This window comes from Variovorax sp. Varisp36 (assembly GCF_047304235.1).
Taxonomy (GTDB): Bacteria; Pseudomonadota; Gammaproteobacteria; order Burkholderiales; family Burkholderiaceae_C; genus Variovorax.
Map to the genome: position 1 here is coordinate 1 of NZ_JBGLYU010000070.1, position 20739 is coordinate 20739.

The following is a 20739-nucleotide window of genomic DNA, read 5'->3' on the forward strand; positions in this document are numbered from 1 at the left end:
CCTCCATCGCGCGCTCTGCCTGCCCCCATCCCAACCTTCCCCCAGAGGGGGAAGGAGCAACACCATGAACGCACTGCTGTCCGTCGAAAAGCTCACCCGCCGCTTCGGCGGCCTCACCGCCGTCAACGCCGTCACGCTCGACCTGCACGTCGGCGAGGTCCACGCGGTGATCGGCACCAACGGCGCCGGCAAGTCGACGCTGATCAACATGCTTTCCGGAGAGCTCGAAGCCTCCGAAGGCCGCATCGCTCTCGACGGCGTGGACATCACCGGCCGCGCCCAGTCGAAGCGCGCGCGCGACGGCGTGGGCCGCAGCTACCAGCGCACGACCATCTTCCCGGAGTTCAGCGTGCACGAGAACTGCCGGCTCGCCGCGCAGGCCGCCACGCCCAGGCCCTGGGCCTTCTGGCAGCCGTCGCAGGACTGCGCCACCAGCAACGCCACGGCCGACGCCGCGCTCGAAGCCGCCGGCCTCGCCCACGAAGCGCACCGCATCGCCGGCACCATGAGCCACGGCGCGCAGCGCCAGCTCGAAGTGGCGATGTGCCTGGCCACCAACCCGCGCGTGCTGCTGCTCGACGAGCCGCTCGCCGGCATGGGCGCCGAAGAAACCGACCGCATGCTCACGCTGCTCGCGCGGCTGAAGGCCACGCACGCGATCCTGCTGGTGGAGCACGACATGGACGCGGTGTTCCGCATTGCCGACCGCATCACCGTGATGGTGAACGGCACGGTCATCGCCACCGGCAACCCGCAGGAGATCCGCGAGAACCCCGAGGTTCGCACCGCGTATCTGGGCGAGGAACACTGATGCCCCCACGCTCGTCACTTCGTGTATTCGCTGCCCCCCGAGGAGGCGCTGGCCTCCCTTGGGGCGGCCCGGCGGGAGACCACTGATGCTCATCGTTCGCGACCTCAACACCTACTACGGCAACAGCCACATCCTGCGCGGCGTGCACGCCGGCATTCCCACGGCCACTTCGGTGGGCCTGCTCGGGCGCAACGGCATGGGCAAGACCACGCTGATCCGCACGATGATGGGCTACGTGCGACCCGCCTCGGGCGAAGTGCAGGTCGACGGCCGCACCGTCACCGGCCTGCCGCCCGAGAAGATGGCGCGCCTGGGCATCGGCTACGTGCCCGAAGGGCGCGGCATCTTCCCCAATCTGTCGGTGCGCGAGAACCTCGTGATGAGCGAGCGCGGGGGCATCGACGGCCGGCGCAACTGGACCTTCGACCGTGTGATGGCCACCTTTCCGCGCCTGTCGGAGCGGCTGTCGCACGGCGGCCAGCAGCTGTCGGGCGGCGAGCAGCAGATGCTGTCGATCGGCCGCGCGCTGATGACCAATCCGCGCCTGCTGATCCTCGACGAGGCCACCGAAGGCCTCGCACCGCTGATCGTGGCCGAGATCTGGCGCGTGATCAGCGAGATCCGCGCGACCGGCATCGCGACGCTGATCGTCGACCGCGACTACCGCAAGGTGCTGGCGCACACCGACCTCGCGGTGGTGATGGAGAAGGGGCAGATCGTGCGGCATGGGGCCTCGGCGGATCTGCTCGCCGAGCCGCAGGCGCTGGAGGACTTGCTGGGCGTGTGAAGGCGGGGGAGCCGGCGCTACTCGATGAACCGCCGCAGCCCTTCAAGATCGATCACGGTGATCCCCCCGTACTCGATCCGCAGGAACCCCGCTTCCTTCAACCGGTTCAACGCCGCATTGCACCGCTGACGCGACACGCCCGAGAGATTCGCAATCTCCTCCTGCGAAGTCTGCAGGTGCGGTTCGCTGCCCGGATGCAGCCACGGGTGGAACAGCCCCGCCAGCGCGCGCGCCACCTGGCTGTCGGTGTCGAGCAGCCGGTGCGCCGCATAGTTGCCCATGAACCAGTGCAGCCGCTCGTTGATCTGCTGCAGCAGGAAGTGATCGAAGCCGCGCTGCGTGCGGTGCAGCCACTCGAAGGTTTCCAGCGGCAGCTGCGCCACCCTGCTCGGCCGCAGCGCGATGATGTCGGCCGAACGCGGCAGCGCGCGCAGCAGCGTGCCTTCGCCGAACCAGCTGCCCACCGACAGGCCGCCGAAGGTCACCGAGCGCCCGTCGCTCGAGGTGATCGACCACTTGAGCAGCCCTTCGAGCGTGCCGTACCAGTGCACCGGCGTGTCGCCGCGCCGGCACAGCGCGGCGCCGGCCGCCACCTCGACCTCGCGCATCTCGTCGAGCACGCGCTCGCCCGCCGCCACATCGAGCAGCGGGAACCAGGCCGAGCCTTGCAGCAATTGCGGAATCGTCAGCGATGCCGCCTGGGGGGCCGGCTTCGTCGTGGGCATGGAATGAAAGCTCCTGAAGGCGCGGGTGCGTAAACCCTGAGCCCAAATGTCGTCGCGATGACTGAGTGTGCCCGCGCAGCCAAAAATAATAGCGCGCCCCCCATGAAAGACACCAGGAGCCACCGACCATGTCGAAGCGCAAAGTGATCGTGACCATCGCCCCCACCGGCGGCATGGCGCACAAGTCGCAGAACCCCCACCTGCCCACACAGCCCGCCGAGATCGCCGCCGACGTGCTGCGCTGCTGGAACGCCGGCGCGAGCGTGGTGGCCATCCACGCGCGCCGCCCCGACGACGGCGCCACCTGCAACGCCGAGGTGTACCGTGACATCAACAGCCGCATCCGCGCGCTCGGCAGCGACATCGTGCTCAACAACTCCACCGGCGGTGGCGTGCACGGCGACATGGTGAAACCGCTGGCCGGCGAGCGCTGGGAGATCGCGTGGGAAGAACGCATCAAGGGCATGGACGCCGGCGCCGAGATGTGCACGCTCGACGCCACCACGCTCAACCTGAGCTTCGAGGGCAAGCAGATCCTGATGGACACGCCCATCACGCGCGGGCGCGAACTGGCCGCCGGCATGAAGGCGCGCGGCATCAAGCCCGAGTGGGAGGTGTTCAGCCCCACGCACATCCTGCAGGACACGACCACGCTGATCGGCGAAGGCCACGACGACGAGCCCTACTTCATCAACCTCGTGATGAACGTGCACCGCAACTTCCAGAACGCGATGCCCTACTCGCCGCGCAACCTGCAGATGATGGTCGACACGCTGCCCAAGGGGGCGATCTTCGGCGTGAGCGGCATCGGCATGTCGCAGCTCGAAGCCAACGTCGCGGCGCTGCTGCTGGGCGGCCATGCGCGCGTGGGGCTGGAAGACAACCTCTACTTCCGCCAGGGCGAGCTGGCCACCAACGTGCAGCTCACCGAGCGCATCGTGCGGGTGATCCGCGAGCTCGACATGGAAGTGGCGACGCCGGCCGAGGCGCGGCAGATCATGGGCCTGCCGCGCACGGGCGGTCCGCGGCCCGAGTTCGCGCTGGGCTGAGTGACACGACAACAATGAACGGAGACACGCAGATGAACATTTCCCGCACTGCCCCGGACGTGAAGCGGGTGGCGGTGGTCGGCACCGGCGTGATCGGTGCGAGCTGGGCTGCGTACTTCCTGGCGCACGGGCTCGACGTGAACGCGATCGATCCTTCGCCCGGCGCGGAAGAACGGCTGCGCGAAGCGGTGGCGCAGCACTGGCCGACGCTGCAGCGCTTCGGGCTGGCCGAGGGCGCGTCGGCGGACCGCCTGCGCTTCCACGACAGCCTGGAAGACGCGGTGTCCGTGGCCGACTTCGTGCAGGAGAACGGCCCCGAGCGCATGGATTTCAAGATCGACCTGTTCCGACGCATGGATGCGGCTGCGCCAGCGGAGACGATCCTCGCATCGAGCTCATCGGGCCTGGCGATCAGCGGCGTGCAGTCGGGCTGCGCGCACCCGCAGCGCGTGGTGCTGGGGCATCCGTTCAACCCGCCGCATCTGATTCCCCTCGTCGAGGTCATCGGCGGCGAGCAGACTTCGGCCGAGGTCATCGAACGCACGATGGCCTTCTACGCGGCCATCGGCAAGCGGCCGATCCACGTGAAGCGCGAGGTGAAAGGCCACATCGCGAATCGGCTGCAGGCCGCACTGTGGCGCGAGGCGTTCCACCTGGTCAACGAAGGCGTGGCGAGCGTGGCCGATATCGACACGGCCATCGCCCACGGCCCCGGCCTGCGCTGGGCGGTGATGGGGCCGTTCATGAACCTGCATCTGTCGGGCGGCGCGGGCGGCATCGAGCACCTGCTCGCGCATTTGGGCGGGCCGATCGAGGACTGGTGGAAAGACTTGGGTGCGCCGTCGATGACGGCCGAGCTCAGGCAGAAGGTGGTGCAAGGCGTGTCCGAGGAGTTGGGCACTCGACACACGGCCGACCTCGAAGCCGCCCGCGACACCCTGCTGTTAGACCTGATTCGCGCCAAGAGCAACACCGGCAGACTCGATTGAAATGACCGACTTCCTCCAAGACGAAAACCTGATCGCCCCGCCCCGCACCGTGCGCATCGACTTCGACGATGGCTCCTTCGCGCTGCGTTCGCCAATGGCGCTGAAGCCCTATGCGCGCTGCATCGGCGAATGGATCGAGCGCTGGGCGCATGAGACACCCGACGCACTGGCCTTCGCCGAGCGCGACGAAACAGGCGAAGGCTGGCGCAAGCTCGACTACCGCGCATTGCGTCACGCCGTGGGCGCCGTCGCCCAGGCGCTGCTCGACATGAACCTGCCTCAGGGCCAGCCGGTCGTGATCCTGTCGGACAACGCCATCGACCACGCGGTGCTGATGCTGGCCGCCATGCACATCGGCCGCACCGCGTGCTCGCTGTCGAGCGCCTACTCGCGCATGGCGAAAGACCCGTCGCGGCTGCACGGCATGCTGCAGGCGCTGAAGCCGGGGCTGATCTACGCATCGGATGCGAAGGTGTACGGCGGCTCGCTCGCCGGCTGCGGCGTCGAGGCGGTCACCGTGTTCAGCCGCAACGCCGAGGCGCATCCCGGTGCGATGGCGTTCGAGCGGCTGCTCGCGGCGAAGGAAACGCCCGCCGTCATGCAGGCCTTCGCCGACGTGCTGCCCGACACGCACGCCAAGTACCTGCTGACCTCAGGCTCCACCGGCAAGCCCAAGATCGTCATCAACACGCACCGCATGCTCTGCGCCAACCAGCAGATGATGGCGCAGACCTGGCGCTTCCTCACGCGGGAAGCACCGGTGCTGGTCGACTGGCTGCCCTGGAGCCATACCTTCGGCGCAAACCACAACCTGAACATGGTGCTGTGCCACGGCGGCGCGCTCTACATCGACGAGGGCCGGCCCGCGCCGGGCCTGATCGAGAAGACGGTGCGCAACCTGCGCGAGGTGAAGCCCACGCTGCTGTTCAACGTGCCGCGTGGCTTCGACATGCTGCTGCCCTTTCTCGAAGCCGACGACGCGCTGGCCGCCGAGGTGTTCTCGCGCCTGCGGCTGGCCTTCTACGCGGCGGCGGCGCTCGCGCCTTCCACCTGGCAGCGGCTCGAAGCGGTGGCTGCGCGCGTACGCCCTACCCGGCCGCTGTGGCTCACCACCTCGTGGGGCGCGACCGAGACCTCGCCCGCCATCACCTCCGCACACTGGAAGCTCGACGGCGCCGGCTGCATCGGCGCGCCGCTGCCCGGGCTGGAGCTGAAGTTCGTGCCCAACGGCGAGAAGCTGGAGATGCGCGTGAAGGGCGTCTCGGTGTTTCCGGGCTATCGCGATGCACTGCGCGAGACGGCGCAGGCCTTCGACGAAGAGGGCTACTACCGCATCGGCGACGCCGGCTTCCTCGCGAACCCGGCGCAGCCCGCGCAGGGCGTGATCTTCAACGGCCGCGTGGCGGAAGACTTCAAGCTCTCGAGCGGCACCTGGGTGTCGGTGGGCACGCTGCGCGTCAAGCTGGTGTCGCTGCTCGCGCCGCATGCGCAGGACGTGGTGCTCACCGGCCACGACCGCGACGAGATCGGCATGCTGGTGTTTCCCAGCCCGCAAGGCGCTGCGCTCGCGCCCGATGCCCTGCGCGAACGCATCGCTGGCATGCTGCGCGCGCTGCGCGACGAAGGCGCGGGCTCCTCGCAATGCCCGGCCTGCGCATTGGTGCTGGCCGAGCCCCCGAGCCTCGACGCGGGCGAGATCACCGACAAGGGCTACATCAACCAGCGCGCCGTGCTGACGCGCCGCGCGACCGACGTGGCGCGGCTGCATGCGTCCGGCGACGCGCAGGTGGTGCGCCCGGGCTGAACCCCGAATCCCGACCGTTGGAGACATGGCCATGCAGCACGTCACATACGACATCGAAGACACGGTGTGCACGATCACGCTGAACCGCGCGAACAAGCGCAACGCCGTCGACGGTTCCATGGCCGCCGAGCTGCGCGAAGCCTTCGAGCGTTTCGAGGCCGACGACGCGCTGCGCGTCGCGGTGCTGACCGGTGCGGGCGGCAATTTCTGCGCGGGTGCCGATCTCTCGGCCGTGGGCGACCCGGCCCGCCGCAACGAGCTCGATCCCCAAGGCGGCGGCAGCGGCCCGATGGGGCCGACGCGCATGGCGCTGTCGAAGCCGCTGATCGCGGCGGTGAACGGCCACGCGGTGGCGGGCGGCCTCGAACTCGCGCTGCTGGCCGACCTGCGCGTGGCCGACGAGGACGCGGTGTTCGGGGTGTTCTGCCGCCGTTGGGGCGTGCCGCTGATCGACGGCGGCACGGTGCGGCTGCCGCGCATCGTGGGCATGGGCCGCGCGCTCGACATGATTCTTTCGGGCCGTGCGGTGGGCGCGGCCGAAGCGCTGGCGATGGGCCTCGTCAACCGCGTCACGCCACCGGGCGGCGCGCTGGCCGCCGCGCAGGAACTGGCCCGCCAGCTCGCTGCGTTCCCGCAGCGATGCATGCTGGCCGACCGCCGCAGCGCCTACGAACAATGGGACCTGCCGCTGGCCGAAGCGCTGCGCCGCGAAGGCGCGCTGGGCGTGCCGATGGTCTTCGCCGAGGGCGAAGCCGGCGCCGCGCGCTTCGCAAGAGGCGCCGGCCGCCACGGCGAGTTCGGGCACTGAGCGCCTGGCTTCAGCGCCTGGGCGCGGCCTTCTTCTTCGGCTCGCTCCCGCCGCCGAACAGCTTCTCCACCTGCTGCCCCATCCGGGCTCCGATCGCCGTGCCCACGCCCGGCAGCACCGCGCTGCCGATGGCCGCGCCGGTGAGCGCAGCGCCGGTCAACGACAGCTCGGGGTCGCTCATGGTGCCGCTCACCTTGAGCGGGACGCCGACCACGCCGTCGACGAGGTCCACCGCGATCTCGCCGTCGAGCCTGCGGTTGAACAGCTTCAGGTTGCCGCTCGCGGTGAGCACCCCGGAACGGGCCTTGAGGTTGCTGTACTGCATTACCACGCCGTCTTCGGTGCCCTGGGTGTCGAGCGTGCCGGTGAGTTCGTCCAGCGCGGTGGTGCCTCCGCGGCTGATGCCGGCGGTGGTGACGGCCTTGGCCACGTCCAGCCGCGTGAGCATGGCGGGCTGCACCGAGAAGGTGGTGCGGGTGTGCAGGCCGCGGATCAGCGCGCCCAGTTCCTCGGCATCGCCGGCCTCGGTCCTGAGCGTGGTGTGGCCCGAGACCTTGCCCGCCACCGAAGTGCGGCGGCCAAAGGCCTGCACCAGGCTTTCGATGTCGACCTGGCGCGGCTCCAGCTCGGCCGACACCCGCAATTTGCCGCCGGGCGGCGTCTCGAGGCGGGCGACGCCGTTCCACGTGCCGCCGCCCACCTCGATGCGGGTGCGCCAGCGGTCCTGCCCGTCCAGGCGGTTCAGCCGAAGCCGCGTGAGTGTCGTGGCGCCGGCCCGTTCGAGCCGGGCCTGGCGCGGGCGCCAGCCGGGGTCGAAGCGGATGTCGCCGTCGTAGGCCAGCGCAATATCGCGCCGGTCGATCCAGACCACGTCGCGCCAGCGCAGCTGTGCCAGCGGCACGGGTGCCAGCGTCCACGGCGCGGGCAGCGCCACCAGATTGCCGCTGTCCTCCTGCGGCTTGGGGCCCTTGCCCCGGAACGCCCGCACCGAGGCGCGCGGCAGCACCAGGCTTTCGATCTCGAGATCGTCAACGGCAACGATGCGCTGCAGCAGCGGCGCGAGCTTCAGCCGCAGGGTCAGGCGGCGCAGGGTGATGGGACGCGGCTGGTCGGTGGCGATCTCGGACAGCGCCAGCACGGGCACCGGCAGCAGCGACCAGTGGGCCCCGCCGACCTTCAGGGCAACGCCGAAGCGCTTCTCGAAGCCTTCGGCGATCTTCGCGGCCACCTCTTCGTCGGAGGGCAGGCGCATGCTCACCACCCACACCAGCGCGCCCACGCCCAGCAGCAGCGCTGCTGCGATGCCCAGGAGCCAGCGGCGGACGGGGTGCTTCATCGGTGCAAGCTAGCACGCAAAGGCGACTCGGTTTGTCAGTCGCCATCGCTATAGTTTTGAGTCCCCTTTTACAGGCAAGAAGGAAGTACCGAATGCGTATCTGGAAAAAAGAAGTCTCCGTCGAGGAGCTGACCCGCAACCACGTCGGCACCGCCGTCTCCGCGCTGGGCATGGAATTCCTGGAGGTGGGCGACGACTTCATCCGCGCCCGCTGTCCGGTGGACGAGCGCACCCGCCAGCCCTACGGCATCCTGCACGGCGGCGTGTCGGTGGTGCTGGCCGAGACGCTGGGCTCCTGCGGCGCGCACTACTCGGCGCCCGAGGGCGACCGCGCCGTGGGCCTGGACATCAATGCCAACCACATCCGCTCCGTCACCAGCGGCTGGGTCATCGGCACGGCGCGGCCGGTGCACCGCGGCCGCAGCACGCAGGTCTGGCAGATCGAGCTGACGAACGAGGCGGGCGAGCTGACCTGCGTGTCGCGCATCACCATGGCGGTGCTGCAGGCGCGCTGAGCGCCGCTCTTTCGTTCTTCTCTTGCGGCGGTGTTCAGGCCGGGGTTCATCGACCACAATCACGCCCCACCAACAAGAGGAGATGAAAGCAATGTTCAAGTGGACTGAAAGGCCCGCGTCCGCGCTGGCCAACGGCGCGGTCATCGCGCCCGACGAGCGCCTGCCCTGGCTGCAGACCGGCGCCATGGGCGTACAGCACGTCATCGCGATGTTCGGCGCCACGGTGCTGGCGCCGATCCTGATGGGCTTCAACCCCAACATCGCGATCCTGATGAGCGGCATCGGCACGCTGATCTTCTACTTCGTCACCGGCGGCAAGGTGCCGAGCTACCTGGGCTCGAGCTTCGCCTTCATCGGCGTGGTGATCGCGGCCAGCGGCTATGCGGGCAAGGGGCCCAACCCCAACATCGCGGTGGCGCTGGGCGGCATCGTGGCCTGCGGGGTGGTGTACATCCTGATCGGGGCGCTGGTGCAGGCCATCGGCACCGGCTGGATCGAGCGCGTCATGCCGCCGGTGGTCACGGGCGCCGTGGTGGCGGTGATCGGGCTCAACCTCGCGAGCGTGCCGATCAAGAACATGGCGGCCAGCAACTTCGACTCGTGGATGCAGGCCGTGACCTTCCTTTGCGTGGGGCTGGTGGCGGTGTTCACGCGCGGCATGCTGCAGCGCCTGCTGATCCTGGTCGGGCTGGTCCTGGCCACCATCGTCTATGCGATGCTGACCAACATCCTGGGCATGGGCAAGCCGGTCGACCTGAGCGGCATCGCCAATGCGGCCTGGTTCGGCCTGCCGACCTTCACGGCGCCGGTGTTCACGGCCAACGCGATGCTGCTGATCGCCCCCGTGGCGATCATCCTGGTGGCGGAGAACCTCGGTCACCTGAAGGCGGTGACGGCCATGACGGGCCGCAACCTCGACCCGTACATGGGCCGCGCCTTCATCGGCGACGGCATCGCCACGGTGGTGAGCGGCGCGGCCGGCGGCACGGGCGTGACGACCTACGCCGAGAACATCGGCGTGATGGCGGCCACGCGCATCTACTCGACGGCGGTGTTCGTGGTGGCGGCGCTCATCGCGCTGGTGCTGGGCTTCAGCCCGAAGTTCGGTGCGCTGATCCAGGCGATTCCGCTGCCGGTGATGGGCGGCGTGAGCATCGTGGTGTTCGGCCTGATCGCGATCGCGGGCGCCAAGATCTGGGTCGACAACAAGGTCGACTTCTCGCAGAACAGGAACCTGATCGTCGCGGCCATCACGCTGATCATCGGCACCGGCGACTTCACGCTGAAGTTCGGCGACTTCGCGCTCGGTGGCATCGGCACCGCGACCTTCGGCGCGATCCTTCTTTACGCGCTGCTGGGGCGCTCGAAGAACTGACGCTAGGCACCCCGGAAAAGTGCAACCTCGTGAAAGAAGTGTTCTCCCGGGGGCCCGAAGCAGGGCCTGTTCATTGGGGTTTGGCCCGCGCCCGTTAGACTCCAACGCTTTTCGCACCGACGTTTTCCCAATGGCCGATGTCTCCGCCGCGCGCACCAAGGCGGTTTTCGAATTCAAGAGCGCCACGCTGCCGCTGATCGCAGTGATCCTCAAGACGTCCGACCTGGACGTGCTGGCCGAGGCGCTCGACGCCCAGCTGGCCGATTCGCCCGACTTCTTCGAGCAGGAGCCGGTGGTGATCGATCTCTCGCTGCTGCAGGAAGAGCAAGGCGAGGGCGAACTCGACTTCGCCGCCCTGCGCGGCCTGCTGGCGCGCCACCAGACCCAACCCATCGCAGTGCGCGGCGGCAACGCCGCGCAGAACGCCGCGGCGCGCGCCGCAGGCCTCTCGGTGGCGGCCATGCCCGCGGCCCCCGCGCCCCGTGCCCCGGCGCCGCCGGCCGAGGCGCCCGCATCGGAAGCCCCGCAGATCGTGCGCGAAGTGCCGGTGCCGGCCAACGGCACGCTGCTGATCGACAAGCCGCTGCGTTCGGGCCAGCAGGTCTACGCCCGTGGCGGCGACGTGGTGGTGACCGCGGTGGTGAGCTTCGGCGCCGAAGTCATCGCAGACGGCAACGTGCATGTGTACGCACCGCTGCGCGGCAAGGCCATTGCCGGCGCGCGCGGCAACACCGAGGCGCGGATCTTCTCGACCTGCATGGAAGCGCAGCTGGTGGCCATTGCGGGCATCTACCGCACCAACGAGGTGCCGCTGCCCGGCACGGTGCTGGGCAAGCCGGCCCAGGTGCGCCTCGATGGCAAGAAAATCGCGATCGACGCAATCTGATGCGCCCCCCGGCTTTGCACTCCGCTTCGCTGCGTGTCATTCGCCACCCCCGAGGGGGAGGCGCGGCTCGCCTTGGGGCGGCCCGGCGGCGGCCGCATCTCGCATAACCAACAACTGAATCGAAACAAGAAGGAATGGCCATGGCCAAAATTGTGGTGGTGACTTCGGGCAAGGGCGGCGTCGGCAAGACGACGACGAGCGCCAGCTTCGCGTCGGGCCTCGCGCTCGCGGGCAAGAAAACGGCGGTGATCGACTTCGACGTGGGCCTGCGCAACCTCGACCTGATCATGGGCTGCGAACGCCGCGTGGTGTATGACCTGATCAACGTCATCCAGGGCGAAGCCAACCTGAGCCAGGCACTCATCAAGGACAAGCAGTGCGACAACCTGTTCGTGCTGGCCGCCTCGCAGACGCGTGACAAGGAAGCGCTCACGCAGGAGGGCGTCGAGAAGGTGCTGACCGACCTCGCCGCGATGGAGTTCGACTACATCGTCTGCGACTCGCCTGCGGGCATCGAGACCGGTGCCATGATGGCCATGCACTTCGCCGACGAGGCACTGATCGTCACCAACCCCGAAGTCTCCTCGGTGCGCGACTCGGACCGCATCCTGGGCATGCTCAGCAGCAAGACCAAGCGCGCCAAGGAAGGCGGCGACCCGATCAAGGAGCACCTGCTGATCACCCGCTACAACCCGAACCGGGTGGCGGGCGGACAGATGCTCTCGCTGGAAGACATCCAGGACATCCTGCGCATCAAGCTCATCGGCGTGATCCCCGAGTCGGAAAGCGTGCTGCATGCCTCGAACCAGGGCGTGCCCGCGATCCACGACAAGGAAACCGACGTGGCGCAGGCCTACAGCGACGTGGTGGCGCGCTTCCTCGGAGAGGACAAGCCGATGCGCTTCGTCGACGCCGAGAAGCCCAGCTTCTTCAAGCGGATCTTCGGAGGCAAGTAGGCATGTCGTTTCTCTCGTTCCTGCTTGGCGAGAAGAAGAAGACTGCAAGCGTCGCGAAAGAGCGCCTGCAGATCATCCTCGCGCACGAGCGCTCCAGCCTCAGCGGCAAGAAGCGCCCCGACTATCTGCCCGAACTCCAGCGCGAGCTGGTGGCGGTGATTTCCAAGTACGTGTCGATCAACGCCGACGACATCAAGGTGCACCTGGAAACCCAGGACAACCTCGAAGTGCTCGACATCAAGATCGAGCTGCCCGACCCGGCGCCGGCGCGCTGACGGGTTTCGCGGACCTCAGCGCACGGGGTCCACAAGAAAGCGCAGCACCTGCTCGAGCACCTCCGGCGCCTGGAGGATGCGGCGGTGCCCGAGCCCCTGCGTGGCCGCCAGCTGCGCGCCGCGGATCGCATCGCGGTAGGCCTCGGCATCGGCGAAGCGGTTCACGCGGTCGTCTCGGTCGTGCACGATCAGCGTCGGCTGCACGATGCGCGGGCCCACGGCGGCCGGCTCCAGCTGCGCCATCAGGACCCCTTCACGCGATTCGAACAGTCGCTGCATCGCCCCCCGCGTGGCTTCGCTGAGGCCGAAGGTGTGCGCGAAGTAGCGCGTGTATTCGCGCGGCGAAGCAGGCGGCGCCAGTAGCACGAGGCGCTGCGCCGGAAGGCCGCGCGCCGCCGCAAGAGCGAGCCCGTTGGCGCCCAGCGAATGCGCGACGGCGGCGCGCAACGCGTGGCCATCGGCCGCGAGCCGGGCTGCCACGTAGGCGATGGCGCGTGCGAACTGCGGCGAGTTGCTCATCATGCCCGCGCTGCGGCCATGCGCCGGCAGCTCGAGCAGCACGGGCCGCAGCCCTGCCGCAGCCACGGCCTGCGCGAGCGGCAGCATCTGCCCCACGTGCCCGCCCCAGCCGTGCACCAGCAGCACCACGGGCGCCGACTCCGCACCCGAATCCTGCGCTGCCAGGTGGTAGATGCCGACGCCCGCGTCCTCGAAGGCCCAGCCCTCGCGGCGCCATTCCGCGCCGGGGCCCTGCCCGCGATAGAGCCACTTGGGCGGCAGCGGCGTGCCGAACAGGCGATACGCGGCGCGCACGCCGAGTGCGGGCCAGAGTCGCTGCGAGGTGGTCAGGCCGAAGCGCAGCGCGCGCATCGTGCGGCTGGGCCGGTAGTAGTTCGACTGCGCGGCATGGCCGGCGGCTGGCGTGGAAGTGGTCGTCATGGCGCGGCGTTCCTTCCGGGCGTTCAGTACCAGACCCAGTCGCGGTTGCTGCGAGGCAGGCTGCGCAGGGTGTCGCGCAAGCCCTTCGCGCCGAGGACGGCCGCATAGGCGGCGAGAAAGAGGGCGATGATCAGCATGGTGCTTCTCCTTTTTATCGCACAGTCGTGCGAAATTCTGGCAAATGGAAACGTCGAGGACCGCCTGCTTCGTGGCCGGCTCAGGCGAGATAACTGGAAAGAAGCCGCTGCCAGGTCTGCACGGCGCGCTCGGCGGCCTGTGGATCGCGCAGGAAGCGCGCGTCGTGCAGCTGGGTCATGGTCACGCCGTTGAGCTCGCTCACGAGCTGCGCGGGGTCGGTGTCGGCCTTGAGTTCGCCGGTCTCGATGGCCTGCAGCACGGTGCGGCGCAGCGCGGCGCGCCAGCGCGTGATTTCGTCGAACAGCATGTCGCGCAGCTCGCCCTCGCGGTCATCGAACTCGAAGGCACCGGCCATGTAGAGGCATCCGGTGTGCATCTCGACGTCGCGCGTGCGGGCGATCCAGCGCGCGACGATCTCGTTGAGCCGCGCCAGGCCCTTCGGCTTCTGCATGGCGGGCACGAACACCTCGGCCAGGAAGCCGCGGCCGTACTCCTCGATGACGGCCTTCTGCAGCGCCTCGCGCGAACCCACGCGGGAGAACACGCCGCTCTTGGAAAGGCCCAGCCGGCTCGCGACGGCCTGCAGCGTGATCGCCTCCAGGCCTTCGGCCAGCGCAAGATTCATCGCCGCGCCGACGATGGCGGTGCGGGTGAGTTCGCTCTTCTGGGTCTTGGCGTCCATGCCGCAAACTTTAGCACACTCGTGCGAAATTGCAAACGAGCCCTGCTGGAGTGCCTTAAAGATGTTTTGCTCATGTGAAACCAACAAACGCATCGTTCCCCGAACGAGCCCTTGTGCCGAGAATCCGCGGTCGGCCCCAGCCGGGGCTCCATGACTCTTCTCGCGCCAGATGAACTTCCAGCAACTGCGCTCGGTACGCGAGGCCGTTCGTTGCGGCTTCAACCTGACCGAAGTCGCCCACACCCTTCACACTTCGCAGCCCGGCGTGAGCCGGCAGATCCGCGAGCTCGAGGAGGAGCTCGGCATCGAACTCTTCGTGCGCGCGGGCAAGCGGCTCACGGGGCTCACCGAGCCGGGCGGGCACGTGCTGCCGATCATCGAGCGCATGCTGATGGAGAGCAGCAACCTCAAGCACGCGGGCCAGGAGTTCGTCGCGCAGCAGAGCGGCCTGCTCTCGGTGGCGGCCACGCACTCGCAGGCGCGCTATGCGATGCCGGTGGCGGTGCAGGAATTCCGCATGCAGTTTCCGAACGTGAAACTGCACCTGCACCAGGGCTCGCCCAAGCAGATCGCGCAGATGCTGCTCGACGGCGAGGCCGACGTGGGCATTGCCACGGAAGCGCTGGGCGACTACCCGCAGCTTGTTGCCCTGCCCTGCTACCGCTGGACGCATTCCGTGGTCGTGCCGCCGGGGCATCCGCTGCTCGACGCGCCACTGACGCTCGACGCGCTCACGCGCTATCCGCTGATCACCTACGACACGGGCTTCACGGGCCGCTCGCGCATCGACGAGGCCTTCGGGCAGCGCGGGCTGCAGCCCAACATCGTGCTTGCCGCGATGGACGCCGACGTGATCAAGACCTACGTGCAACTGGGCCTTGGCGTAGGCATCGTGGCCGGCGTGGCCTACGAGGCAGAGCGCGACACGCAGCTGCGCGCGCTCGATGCGGGGCGGCTGTTCGGCATCAACCTCACCAAGCTCGCGGTGCGGCGCGGCACCTACCTGCGCAAGTACGTCCACGCCTTCATCGAGTCGTTCGCACCGACGCTGACGCGCGCCGTGGTGGAGAAGGCATTGGGCGACGATGCCGGGGCCTCGCACTACGAAATCTAGGCCTTGTCCAGCGGCTGTTGCGCGGTGTGTACTGCAGGCGGCAGGGGGGTTTAAAAAGAAGCATGCAGCTTCACACAGGGAGCGTACATTCTGATTAATTCCCTGGCTTCCTGGAAACGGATCAGCAATGGCATCGACCTCGCAGCAGCAACAGCAAACAAGGGCCGCCCTCAAGGCGGCCGATGCAGCCGAACGGCGCGAGCGGTTGAGACGGGCATTGCCTGCAACGGTCGAATTGCTGCAAAGCCGCCAGGCAGACCGCATCGACGATGCTGACATCGACGCGTACGTGAGCCTCAACTGGCTCGAATGGCATGGTGGCGGCCTTCGACTGACCATCACCGGGCGAAACGTCTGCGCCCAGTCGGTGCCCACTGCGCTGGTCTGAAAAAAACGCCGCAGGCCTCGCGGCCTGCGGCGCTCGTCCGTTGCGAAGAACGACGTTTGTTTACTGGCCTGCGATGATGTTCGCGATCACTCCGGTGGCAATCGCCGCGAGCACGAAGTCACCGCCTACCCCCACCCACTGGTAGCCCCGCGGCGGCTGCTGCAGGCGGTAGGCGCGCCAGTCCTGCACCACGTAGTTGCGGCCACGGTACTCGGCCGGCACGCGGCCGCCACGGCGCCATTCGGCGTGCGGCTGCGGGAAGCCACGTCGATCGAACTGGCGGCCGTCGCGGAAGTCCTGGTTGCCGCGGTAGTAGCCGCCTTGCGGACCGTGCCGGTCGAAGTTGCGGTCGCGCTGATCCCGCTGATCCCGCTGTTCGTAGCGGCCGTCGCCCGGACGGCCATCGCCGTGACGGTCCTGCGCAAAGGCGCTCCCCGCCGCCATGCACATCGCGAGTGCTGCAGCGACGACGGCCATGCTCTTTGAATTGGTGATCATCTGGAAATCCTTCATGCGTTGATGACGAATTCATTGTGGGCCGCGCATGTGTCCGCTACGGCCGCTTCGGGTCGCGGACAGGTGAAGTCCGGTAAGCGCCGGTATCCGCGCGGCGCCTTGTCCTTCAAGGAGGCGCGTCGAGCCTCTCGCACGAGTGCCGCTGCCCTCCTCCATTCACTGGCAAGGGACAAGCGCCTGCGCCCTGCGAGCGGCGTTTAAGCTGCGCGCCACATGAAGCGAAGACACCTCCTGCACCTGCTGGCCAGCGCACCTGCCATGGCCGCTCTGGTGGCCTGCGGCAAGCGCAGGGGCTCGGCCGCCGCACTGAAATCCGATGCCCGCGTGCTGGCCTTGGGTGACAGCCTGACCTACGGCTACGGCGCGCCGCCCAATGCGGCGTGGCCCGCGAAGCTGGGCGAGCTCACGGGCTGGCAGATCGAGAACGCAGGCATCAACGGCGACACCTCGGATGGCGCGCTGCAACGCCTGCCAGGGCTGCTGGGCGCGGGCAGCTATGACGCGATCCTGATCGGCATCGGCGGCAACGACATGCTGCGCGGCATGTCGGCCGCGGGCACGCGCGACAACATCGCGGCCCTGGTCAGTGAAGCGCGGGCGCACACGCCATACGTCGCGCTGCTGGCCACGCCGGCGCCCGACGCCATGCGCGCGGCGATCGGCTCGCTCAGCGATGCGCCGTTCTACGAAGAGATCGCGAAGTCGGGGCAGGCGCTGCTCGTGGCGAACGTGTATTCGAGCGTGCTGTCGGATGCGTCGCTGCGCTCCGATCGCATCCATGCCAATGCACGAGGCTACGAAAAGGTCGCGCAGCTGCTGGCGGAGCAGCTCAAGGCCGCGGGCTGGCGCTGATCAGGCGTTCAGCAAGTCGACGTAGGCACCCAGCACCAGCTGGTCGGCGCCCACGCCCAGCTGCGCCATGAGCGCATGCGCTTCTGCGATGCCGGCCTCGGACGATTCGCCTTCTTCCAGCACCACCTCGAGCTCGAGGAATTCACCGAGGCCTTCCACGCGGTCGAGGTGCACGCGCGTGCGGCCGACCATGAACACCCGGCGCTGCTTGCGCACGCGGCCCGCCTGCCCCCACGCGAGCGCGAGCGATTCGCGCAGCACGTCTGGCGTGGCACACGGCGTGATCAGGTAGAACGATTCCTTCGGGCCGCTGCTGTTGGCGCGGCGATAGAAGATCAGCTCGGCACGGCCAGGCGCGAAGGTGCGCAGCTTGAGGCGGTCAGCGCTGTCGGCGCAGCGGAAGAAAGTGTCGTCCTGCGCGATCTCGACGGGGCCGTGGTCGGCCAGCGTCTCGGCGATGCGCGCCACGCGTTCCACGCTGTCGATGCGGGCCTTGATTTCGATGTTTCTTGCCATATCAGGCTCTCCCCCAGGCTTCGCGCACTTCGTGTCGCTTCGCCACCCTCTTCCGGGGCAACACCAGTGGCCCGGCAACGCCGGTTCCACGGTGTTCCTGGATTGGCGGTCAAGGCGCGTTGCCCTGCGGCCCCACGGACGGCGGCGCCGCGCGACCGCTCGAGCCCGGCGAGAGCTTGCGGCCGAAGGCCTCACCCACGTTGCGCACCGGCCGGCTGGCTTTCTCCGACACGTTGTTGACGCCGCGCCGCGTGGCCGCATCCGCGCGGTTGACGCTGCGGCCCGCGGCGTCGGTGCCGCGCTGCACGCTGCCCACGACCTTGCCGCTGCGCGAGGGTGACTTGATGGTGTGAGCGCGTCGGGCCTGCGGCGGGTTGTCTGCGCTCTGGGCTTGCGCGCCCACCGGCAGCCACAGTGCGGCGGCCATCGCCGCGACGAGCGATGTGCGAAAGATGTTCGAGAGTTTCATGGAGTCTCCTTGGTGTCGTCTGCTTCCGCTGCGGCCGCGCGTGCCATGCGTTCGCTCTTCCAATACACGTCGTCGCCGCCGTCCATCCGGTTGAGCACGCGCGCGAGCACGAAGAGCAGGTCGCTGAGCCGGTTGAGATATTGGCGCAGTGCGTCGTTGAGTTCGGCCGCCGCGCCGAGCGCGACCACCGCACGCTCGGCCCGCCGCGCCACCGTGCGGCACACATGCGCGAGCGAGGCTGCGCGCGTGCCCGCGGGCAGGATGAATTCGGCAAGGCGCGGCAGCGCGGCGTTGTGCTCGGCCAGCGCGTTGTCGATCTGCAGCAGCGCATCGGCCTTCAGCAGCGTGAAACCCGGCATCGACAACTCGCCGCCGAGATTGAAGAGCTGGTGCTGCACGTCGACCAGCAGCTCGCGCACGGGCTCCGGCATGGGCTCGCACAGCAGCAGGCCGATCTGCGAGTTGAGTTCGTCCACGTCGCCCATCGCGTGCACGCGCAGGTGGTCTTTCGGCACGCGCGTGTTGTCGCCGAGGCCGGTGGTGCCGTCGTCGCCGGTGCGGGTGGCGATCTGGGAAAGTCGGTTGCCCATGGTGGCTCCTGTTTTTACAGCTCGACGGTCGAAGCGTCTATCTTGCCCGCGAGCCATTGCAGGCCGGCAAGATGCTGCTGGTCATGGCTGCAGAGGTAGTGGATGAGGCTGCGCATCGTGAGCGGGCCGTAGCCTTCGAACACGGCCGTGCGCGTGAGCTGTGCGTCGCTCAGGCTGGAGATGATTTCCATCGTCTGCACGCGCGCCATGCGGAAGTCGGCCAGCACCTTCGCCGCGTCGGCCGTGCCGTATGCACGCGCGATGGCCAGCGGCTCGCTGTCGATCGACGCCAGCGTCGGATGCGTCTCCTGCAGCGTGCGGCGAAAGCGCACGTGGTAGCCCTCGATCTCGATGTCGCGCACGTGGCAGAGCTGCTCGATGGCGGTGAAGGCCTCGCTGGGCACACCCTCCCACGAGGGCGGCGCCCAATGCCGGAAGGCCGTGGGAATGGCCGCGTAGTGGGCTTCCAACTGCGACGGGAAGGCGGCGAGAGCGCTGAGGGTCGTGGGGTTCATGTTTTTTCCGAAGCGCATTATGGTGCGCGCTCCGTAGAATGGCCGATCACCCTCACGCTGCCAGGAGACACACGATGAACGCCCCGACCTCCACCTCGCACCTGATGCCGGAGCTTCATCTGCGCGACGTGCCTGCGGCCCTGATCGACGGACTGAAGGCGCGCTTCGGCGCCAACTGTTCCACGGCCATGGCGGTGCGCACGCAGCACGGGCGCGACGAATCTTCCTTCGATGCGCCGCCGCCAGCCGCCGTGGTGTTCGCAGAGAACACGCAGGACGTGGCCGACACGGTGAAGCTGGCCAGCGAGCACAGCGTGCCGGTCATCCCCTTCGGCGTGGGCTCCTCGCTCGAAGGCCACCTGCTGGCGGTGCAGGGCGGCATCAGCATCGACGTGTCGCGCATGAACCGTGTGCTGTCGGTCAACGCCGACGACCTCACGGTGACGGTGCAGCCCGGCGTCACGCGCAAGCAGCTCAATGAAGAGATCAAGAGCACGGGCCTGTTCTTCCCCATCGACCCGGGGGCCGACGCGTCCATCGGCGGCATGACGGCCACGCGCGCCAGCGGCACGAACGCGGTGCGCTACGGCACGATGCGCGAGAACGTGCTGGCGCTCGAAGTGGTGACGGCCGCGGGCGACGTCATCCGCACCGGCACGCGCGCGAAGAAGTCTTCGGCCGGCTATGACCTCACGCGCCTCATGGTGGGCAGCGAAGGCACGCTGGGCGTGGTCACCGAGATCACGCTGCGCATTTACCCGCTGCCCGAGGCGGTGTCGGCGGCAATCTGCTCGTTCCCGAGCATCGAGGCGGCCGTGCGCACGACCATCGAGACCATCCAGCTCGGCGTGCCGATCGCGCGCGTGGAACTGATCGACGTGAACACGGTGCGCATGGTGAACGCCTACGCCAAGCTGAACCTGCGCGAAGAGCCGATGCTGCTGATGGAATTCCACGGCTCGCCGGCCGGCGTGAAGGAGCAGGCCGAGACGGTGCAGGAACTGGCCAGCGGGCATGGCGGCAACGCCTTCGAATGGGCCAGCACGCCGGAAGAACGCACGCGGCTGTGGACGGCGCGGCACAACAGCTACTTCGCAGCCGTGCAGTCGCGCCCGGGCTGCCGCGTGATTTCGACCGACACCTGCGTGCCGATCTCGCGCCTGGCCGATTGCCTGCTCGATTCGGTGGCCGAGGCCGATGCGAGCGGCATCCCCTACTTCCTCGTCGGCCACGTGGGCGACGGCAACTTCCACTTTGGCTACCTGCTCGACCCGAACATTCCCGAAGAGCGCGTGAAGGCCGAGGCGCTGAACCATGCGCTGGTGAGCCGCGCGCTGGCGCTCGAAGGCACTTGCACCGGCGAGCATGGCGTGGGGCTGCACAAGATGGACTTCCTGGTGACCGAGGCGGGCGTCGGCGCGATCGACATGATGCGCACGATCAAGCGCGCGCTCGACCCGAAGAACATCATGAACCCCGGGAAGATCTTCAGCCTCTGATCCGTTCGGGCGACGCCCCGTGAAAAAGCCCGGCGGCTCGCGAGAGCCCCGGGCTTTTTTTGTCGACGATGCGACCGGCGAGCGCGCTTACTTGCGGCGGCGTGCCGGTGCCTGCTCCGCCGGCACATAGGTCTGCGACGGCGCCGCACCGCCATCCACGCCCAACCGGCCGCCGCCGCCGAGCCCTTGGCCGCGCACCGTCTGC

The 20739-nt window shown here is 68.5% G+C and carries 24 protein-coding genes and 1 pseudogene; 15 read left to right on the plus strand and 10 right to left on the minus strand.

Annotation, left to right across the window (positions count from 1 at the left end; genetic code table 11):
• The first annotated feature begins 64 nt into the window (after positions 1-64).
• Positions 65-811 carry an ABC transporter ATP-binding protein gene (locus ACCD11_RS27105; RefSeq protein WP_007836839.1) on the plus strand — a complete coding sequence of 249 codons (747 nt, stop codon included), beginning with the start codon at positions 65-67 and terminating at the stop codon, positions 809-811.
• A gap of 85 nt (positions 812-896) precedes the next feature.
• Positions 897-1598, plus strand: a complete 702-nt coding sequence (locus ACCD11_RS27110) for an ABC transporter ATP-binding protein (RefSeq protein WP_413316171.1) — start codon at positions 897-899, stop codon at positions 1596-1598.
• Positions 1599-1615: 17 nt separating this feature from the next.
• Here ACCD11_RS27110 and ACCD11_RS27115 read toward each other — a convergent pair whose 3' ends face one another.
• On the minus strand, positions 1616-2323 hold the full coding sequence (locus ACCD11_RS27115; RefSeq protein WP_056600148.1) for a Crp/Fnr family transcriptional regulator: 708 nt from the start codon (positions 2321-2323) through the stop codon (positions 1616-1618).
• A gap of 128 nt (positions 2324-2451) precedes the next feature.
• Between ACCD11_RS27115 and ACCD11_RS27120 the strand changes: the two genes are divergently transcribed.
• The 4 genes from ACCD11_RS27120 to ACCD11_RS27135 are packed head-to-tail and all read left to right on the plus strand — an operon-like array spanning position 2452 to position 6973.
• Complete coding sequence (locus tag ACCD11_RS27120; RefSeq protein WP_413316172.1) at positions 2452-3372, plus strand: 3-keto-5-aminohexanoate cleavage protein; 921 nt, start codon at positions 2452-2454, stop codon at positions 3370-3372.
• Positions 3373-3404: 32 nt separating this feature from the next.
• A complete protein-coding gene (locus ACCD11_RS27125) occupies positions 3405-4361 on the plus strand; it encodes a 3-hydroxyacyl-CoA dehydrogenase NAD-binding domain-containing protein (protein WP_413316173.1) in 957 nt (318 codons plus the stop codon).
• 1 nt (position 4362) lies between these two features.
• Complete coding sequence (locus tag ACCD11_RS27130) at positions 4363-6165, plus strand: feruloyl-CoA synthase (protein WP_413316174.1); 1803 nt, start codon at positions 4363-4365, stop codon at positions 6163-6165.
• A gap of 25 nt (positions 6166-6190) precedes the next feature.
• Entirely contained in the window at positions 6191-6973 is a 783-nt protein-coding gene (locus ACCD11_RS27135; RefSeq protein WP_413316175.1) for a crotonase/enoyl-CoA hydratase family protein, read from the plus strand.
• Between the two features lie 10 nt (positions 6974-6983).
• Here the strand turns inward: ACCD11_RS27135 and ACCD11_RS27140 are convergent, their stop codons facing one another.
• Positions 6984-8309, minus strand: a complete 1326-nt coding sequence (locus tag ACCD11_RS27140) for a hypothetical protein (protein WP_413316176.1) — start codon at positions 8307-8309, stop codon at positions 6984-6986.
• A 92-nt stretch (positions 8310-8401) separates the two neighbouring features.
• On the opposite strand from ACCD11_RS27140, the gene ACCD11_RS27145 reads away from it, so the two are divergent.
• The 5 genes from ACCD11_RS27145 to minE all read left to right on the plus strand — a co-directional run bounded on the left by ACCD11_RS27145 (position 8402) and on the right by minE (position 12316).
• Positions 8402-8824 carry a hotdog fold thioesterase gene (locus ACCD11_RS27145; RefSeq protein ID WP_007836828.1) on the plus strand — a complete coding sequence of 141 codons (423 nt, stop codon included), beginning with the start codon at positions 8402-8404 and terminating at the stop codon, positions 8822-8824.
• 91 nt (positions 8825-8915) lie between these two features.
• Entirely contained in the window at positions 8916-10199 is a 1284-nt protein-coding gene (locus ACCD11_RS27150; RefSeq protein ID WP_413316177.1) for a solute carrier family 23 protein, read from the plus strand.
• Between the two features lie 130 nt (positions 10200-10329).
• Positions 10330-11085, plus strand: a complete 756-nt coding sequence (minC, locus tag ACCD11_RS27155) for a septum site-determining protein MinC (RefSeq protein WP_413316178.1) — start codon at positions 10330-10332, stop codon at positions 11083-11085.
• 140 nt (positions 11086-11225) lie between these two features.
• Positions 11226-12041: a septum site-determining protein MinD gene (gene minD / locus ACCD11_RS27160; RefSeq protein ID WP_007836825.1), complete on the plus strand. Its 816-nt coding sequence runs from the start codon at positions 11226-11228 to the stop codon at positions 12039-12041.
• A 2-nt stretch (positions 12042-12043) separates the two neighbouring features.
• On the plus strand, positions 12044-12316 hold the full coding sequence (gene minE / locus ACCD11_RS27165; RefSeq protein WP_007836823.1) for a cell division topological specificity factor MinE: 273 nt from the start codon (positions 12044-12046) through the stop codon (positions 12314-12316).
• A gap of 15 nt (positions 12317-12331) precedes the next feature.
• On the opposite strand, the gene ACCD11_RS27170 is transcribed toward minE, so the two are convergent.
• Together ACCD11_RS27170 and ACCD11_RS27175 are read right to left on the minus strand one after the other, a co-directional pair.
• Entirely contained in the window at positions 12332-13255 is a 924-nt protein-coding gene (locus ACCD11_RS27170) for an alpha/beta fold hydrolase (RefSeq protein WP_413316179.1), read from the minus strand.
• A gap of 217 nt (positions 13256-13472) precedes the next feature.
• Positions 13473-14075 (minus strand): TetR/AcrR family transcriptional regulator, encoded by a 603-nt coding sequence (locus ACCD11_RS27175; RefSeq protein ID WP_413316180.1) that lies wholly within the window; start codon positions 14073-14075, stop codon positions 13473-13475.
• Positions 14076-14244: 169 nt separating this feature from the next.
• Here ACCD11_RS27175 and ACCD11_RS27180 point away from each other — a divergent pair, with 169 nt between their 5' ends.
• Together ACCD11_RS27180 and ACCD11_RS27185 are read left to right on the plus strand one after the other, a co-directional pair.
• The gene (locus ACCD11_RS27180) at positions 14245-15189 is read left to right on the plus strand and encodes a CysB family HTH-type transcriptional regulator (protein ID WP_007836816.1); all 945 of its coding nucleotides are present in this window, start codon (positions 14245-14247) and stop codon (positions 15187-15189) included.
• 127 nt (positions 15190-15316) lie between these two features.
• A complete protein-coding gene (locus ACCD11_RS27185) occupies positions 15317-15577 on the plus strand; it encodes a hypothetical protein (protein ID WP_007836814.1) in 261 nt (86 codons plus the stop codon).
• Positions 15578-15637: 60 nt separating this feature from the next.
• Here ACCD11_RS27185 and ACCD11_RS27190 read toward each other — a convergent pair whose 3' ends face one another.
• A complete protein-coding gene (locus tag ACCD11_RS27190; protein ID WP_413316181.1) occupies positions 15638-16075 on the minus strand; it encodes an RcnB family protein in 438 nt (145 codons plus the stop codon).
• Positions 16076-16306: 231 nt separating this feature from the next.
• Here ACCD11_RS27190 and ACCD11_RS27195 point away from each other — a divergent pair, with 231 nt between their 5' ends.
• A complete protein-coding gene (locus ACCD11_RS27195) occupies positions 16307-16945 on the plus strand; it encodes a GDSL-type esterase/lipase family protein (protein ID WP_413316182.1) in 639 nt (212 codons plus the stop codon).
• On the opposite strand, the gene ACCD11_RS27200 is transcribed toward ACCD11_RS27195, so the two are convergent.
• The 4 genes from ACCD11_RS27200 to ACCD11_RS27215 all read right to left on the minus strand — a co-directional run bounded on the left by ACCD11_RS27200 (position 16946) and on the right by ACCD11_RS27215 (position 19035).
• Positions 16946-17461 carry a class IV adenylate cyclase gene (locus ACCD11_RS27200; protein ID WP_007836808.1) on the minus strand — a complete coding sequence of 172 codons (516 nt, stop codon included), beginning with the start codon at positions 17459-17461 and terminating at the stop codon, positions 16946-16948.
• A gap of 109 nt (positions 17462-17570) precedes the next feature.
• Positions 17571-17930: a hypothetical protein gene (locus tag ACCD11_RS27205; protein WP_007838735.1), complete on the minus strand. Its 360-nt coding sequence runs from the start codon at positions 17928-17930 to the stop codon at positions 17571-17573.
• Positions 17927-18520 (minus strand): cob(I)yrinic acid a,c-diamide adenosyltransferase, encoded by a 594-nt coding sequence (locus ACCD11_RS27210; RefSeq protein WP_413316183.1) that lies wholly within the window; start codon positions 18518-18520, stop codon positions 17927-17929. Before ACCD11_RS27210 ends, ACCD11_RS27205 begins: the two co-directional genes overlap by 4 nt.
• A gap of 14 nt (positions 18521-18534) precedes the next feature.
• Complete coding sequence (locus ACCD11_RS27215) at positions 18535-19035, minus strand: DinB family protein (RefSeq protein ID WP_413316184.1); 501 nt, start codon at positions 19033-19035, stop codon at positions 18535-18537.
• 74 nt (positions 19036-19109) lie between these two features.
• Between ACCD11_RS27215 and ACCD11_RS27220 the strand changes: the two genes are divergently transcribed.
• Positions 19110-20534, plus strand: coding sequence for an FAD-binding oxidoreductase (locus ACCD11_RS27220; protein ID WP_413316185.1), 1425 nt, complete (start codon positions 19110-19112; stop codon positions 20532-20534).
• An 87-nt stretch (positions 20535-20621) separates the two neighbouring features.
• Here the strand turns inward: ACCD11_RS27220 and ACCD11_RS27225 are convergent.
• Positions 20622-20739, minus strand: a pseudogene (locus ACCD11_RS27225) (peptidoglycan-binding protein); the annotation flags it as partial.

Excerpts from the sequence above, each read along its gene's own strand:
- ACCD11_RS27150 (WP_413316177.1), top strand. The coding sequence starts at position 8,916 with ATGTTCAAGTGGACTGAAAGGCCCGCGTCCGCGCTGGCCAACGGCGCG.
- ACCD11_RS27110 (WP_413316171.1), top strand. The coding sequence starts at position 897 with ATGCTCATCGTTCGCGACCTCAACACCTACTACGGCAACAGCCACATC.
- ACCD11_RS27200 (WP_007836808.1), bottom strand. The coding sequence starts at position 17,461 with ATGGCAAGAAACATCGAAATCAAGGCCCGCATCGACAGCGTGGAACGC.
- ACCD11_RS27215 (WP_413316184.1), bottom strand. The coding sequence starts at position 19,035 with ATGAACCCCACGACCCTCAGCGCTCTCGCCGCCTTCCCGTCGCAGTTG.
- ACCD11_RS27210 (WP_413316183.1), bottom strand. The coding sequence starts at position 18,520 with ATGGGCAACCGACTTTCCCAGATCGCCACCCGCACCGGCGACGACGGC.
- minC (WP_413316178.1), top strand. The coding sequence starts at position 10,330 with ATGGCCGATGTCTCCGCCGCGCGCACCAAGGCGGTTTTCGAATTCAAG.
- ACCD11_RS27170 (WP_413316179.1), bottom strand. The coding sequence starts at position 13,255 with ATGACGACCACTTCCACGCCAGCCGCCGGCCATGCCGCGCAGTCGAAC.
- ACCD11_RS27130 (WP_413316174.1), top strand. The coding sequence starts at position 4,363 with ATGACCGACTTCCTCCAAGACGAAAACCTGATCGCCCCGCCCCGCACC.
- ACCD11_RS27140 (WP_413316176.1), bottom strand. The coding sequence starts at position 8,309 with ATGAAGCACCCCGTCCGCCGCTGGCTCCTGGGCATCGCAGCAGCGCTG.
- minE (WP_007836823.1), top strand. The coding sequence starts at position 12,044 with ATGTCGTTTCTCTCGTTCCTGCTTGGCGAGAAGAAGAAGACTGCAAGC.
- minD (WP_007836825.1), top strand. The coding sequence starts at position 11,226 with ATGGCCAAAATTGTGGTGGTGACTTCGGGCAAGGGCGGCGTCGGCAAG.
- ACCD11_RS27115 (WP_056600148.1), bottom strand. The coding sequence starts at position 2,323 with ATGCCCACGACGAAGCCGGCCCCCCAGGCGGCATCGCTGACGATTCCG.
- ACCD11_RS27145 (WP_007836828.1), top strand. The coding sequence starts at position 8,402 with ATGCGTATCTGGAAAAAAGAAGTCTCCGTCGAGGAGCTGACCCGCAAC.
- ACCD11_RS27125 (WP_413316173.1), top strand. The coding sequence starts at position 3,405 with ATGAACATTTCCCGCACTGCCCCGGACGTGAAGCGGGTGGCGGTGGTC.
- ACCD11_RS27105 (WP_007836839.1), top strand. The coding sequence starts at position 65 with ATGAACGCACTGCTGTCCGTCGAAAAGCTCACCCGCCGCTTCGGCGGC.
- ACCD11_RS27175 (WP_413316180.1), bottom strand. The coding sequence starts at position 14,075 with ATGGACGCCAAGACCCAGAAGAGCGAACTCACCCGCACCGCCATCGTC.
- ACCD11_RS27190 (WP_413316181.1), bottom strand. The coding sequence starts at position 16,075 with ATGATCACCAATTCAAAGAGCATGGCCGTCGTCGCTGCAGCACTCGCG.
- ACCD11_RS27180 (WP_007836816.1), top strand. The coding sequence starts at position 14,245 with ATGAACTTCCAGCAACTGCGCTCGGTACGCGAGGCCGTTCGTTGCGGC.
- ACCD11_RS27185 (WP_007836814.1), top strand. The coding sequence starts at position 15,317 with ATGGCATCGACCTCGCAGCAGCAACAGCAAACAAGGGCCGCCCTCAAG.
- ACCD11_RS27135 (WP_413316175.1), top strand. The coding sequence starts at position 6,191 with ATGGCCATGCAGCACGTCACATACGACATCGAAGACACGGTGTGCACG.
- ACCD11_RS27195 (WP_413316182.1), top strand. The coding sequence starts at position 16,307 with ATGAAGCGAAGACACCTCCTGCACCTGCTGGCCAGCGCACCTGCCATG.
- ACCD11_RS27120 (WP_413316172.1), top strand. The coding sequence starts at position 2,452 with ATGTCGAAGCGCAAAGTGATCGTGACCATCGCCCCCACCGGCGGCATG.
- ACCD11_RS27205 (WP_007838735.1), bottom strand. The coding sequence starts at position 17,930 with ATGAAACTCTCGAACATCTTTCGCACATCGCTCGTCGCGGCGATGGCC.
- ACCD11_RS27220 (WP_413316185.1), top strand. The coding sequence starts at position 19,110 with ATGAACGCCCCGACCTCCACCTCGCACCTGATGCCGGAGCTTCATCTG.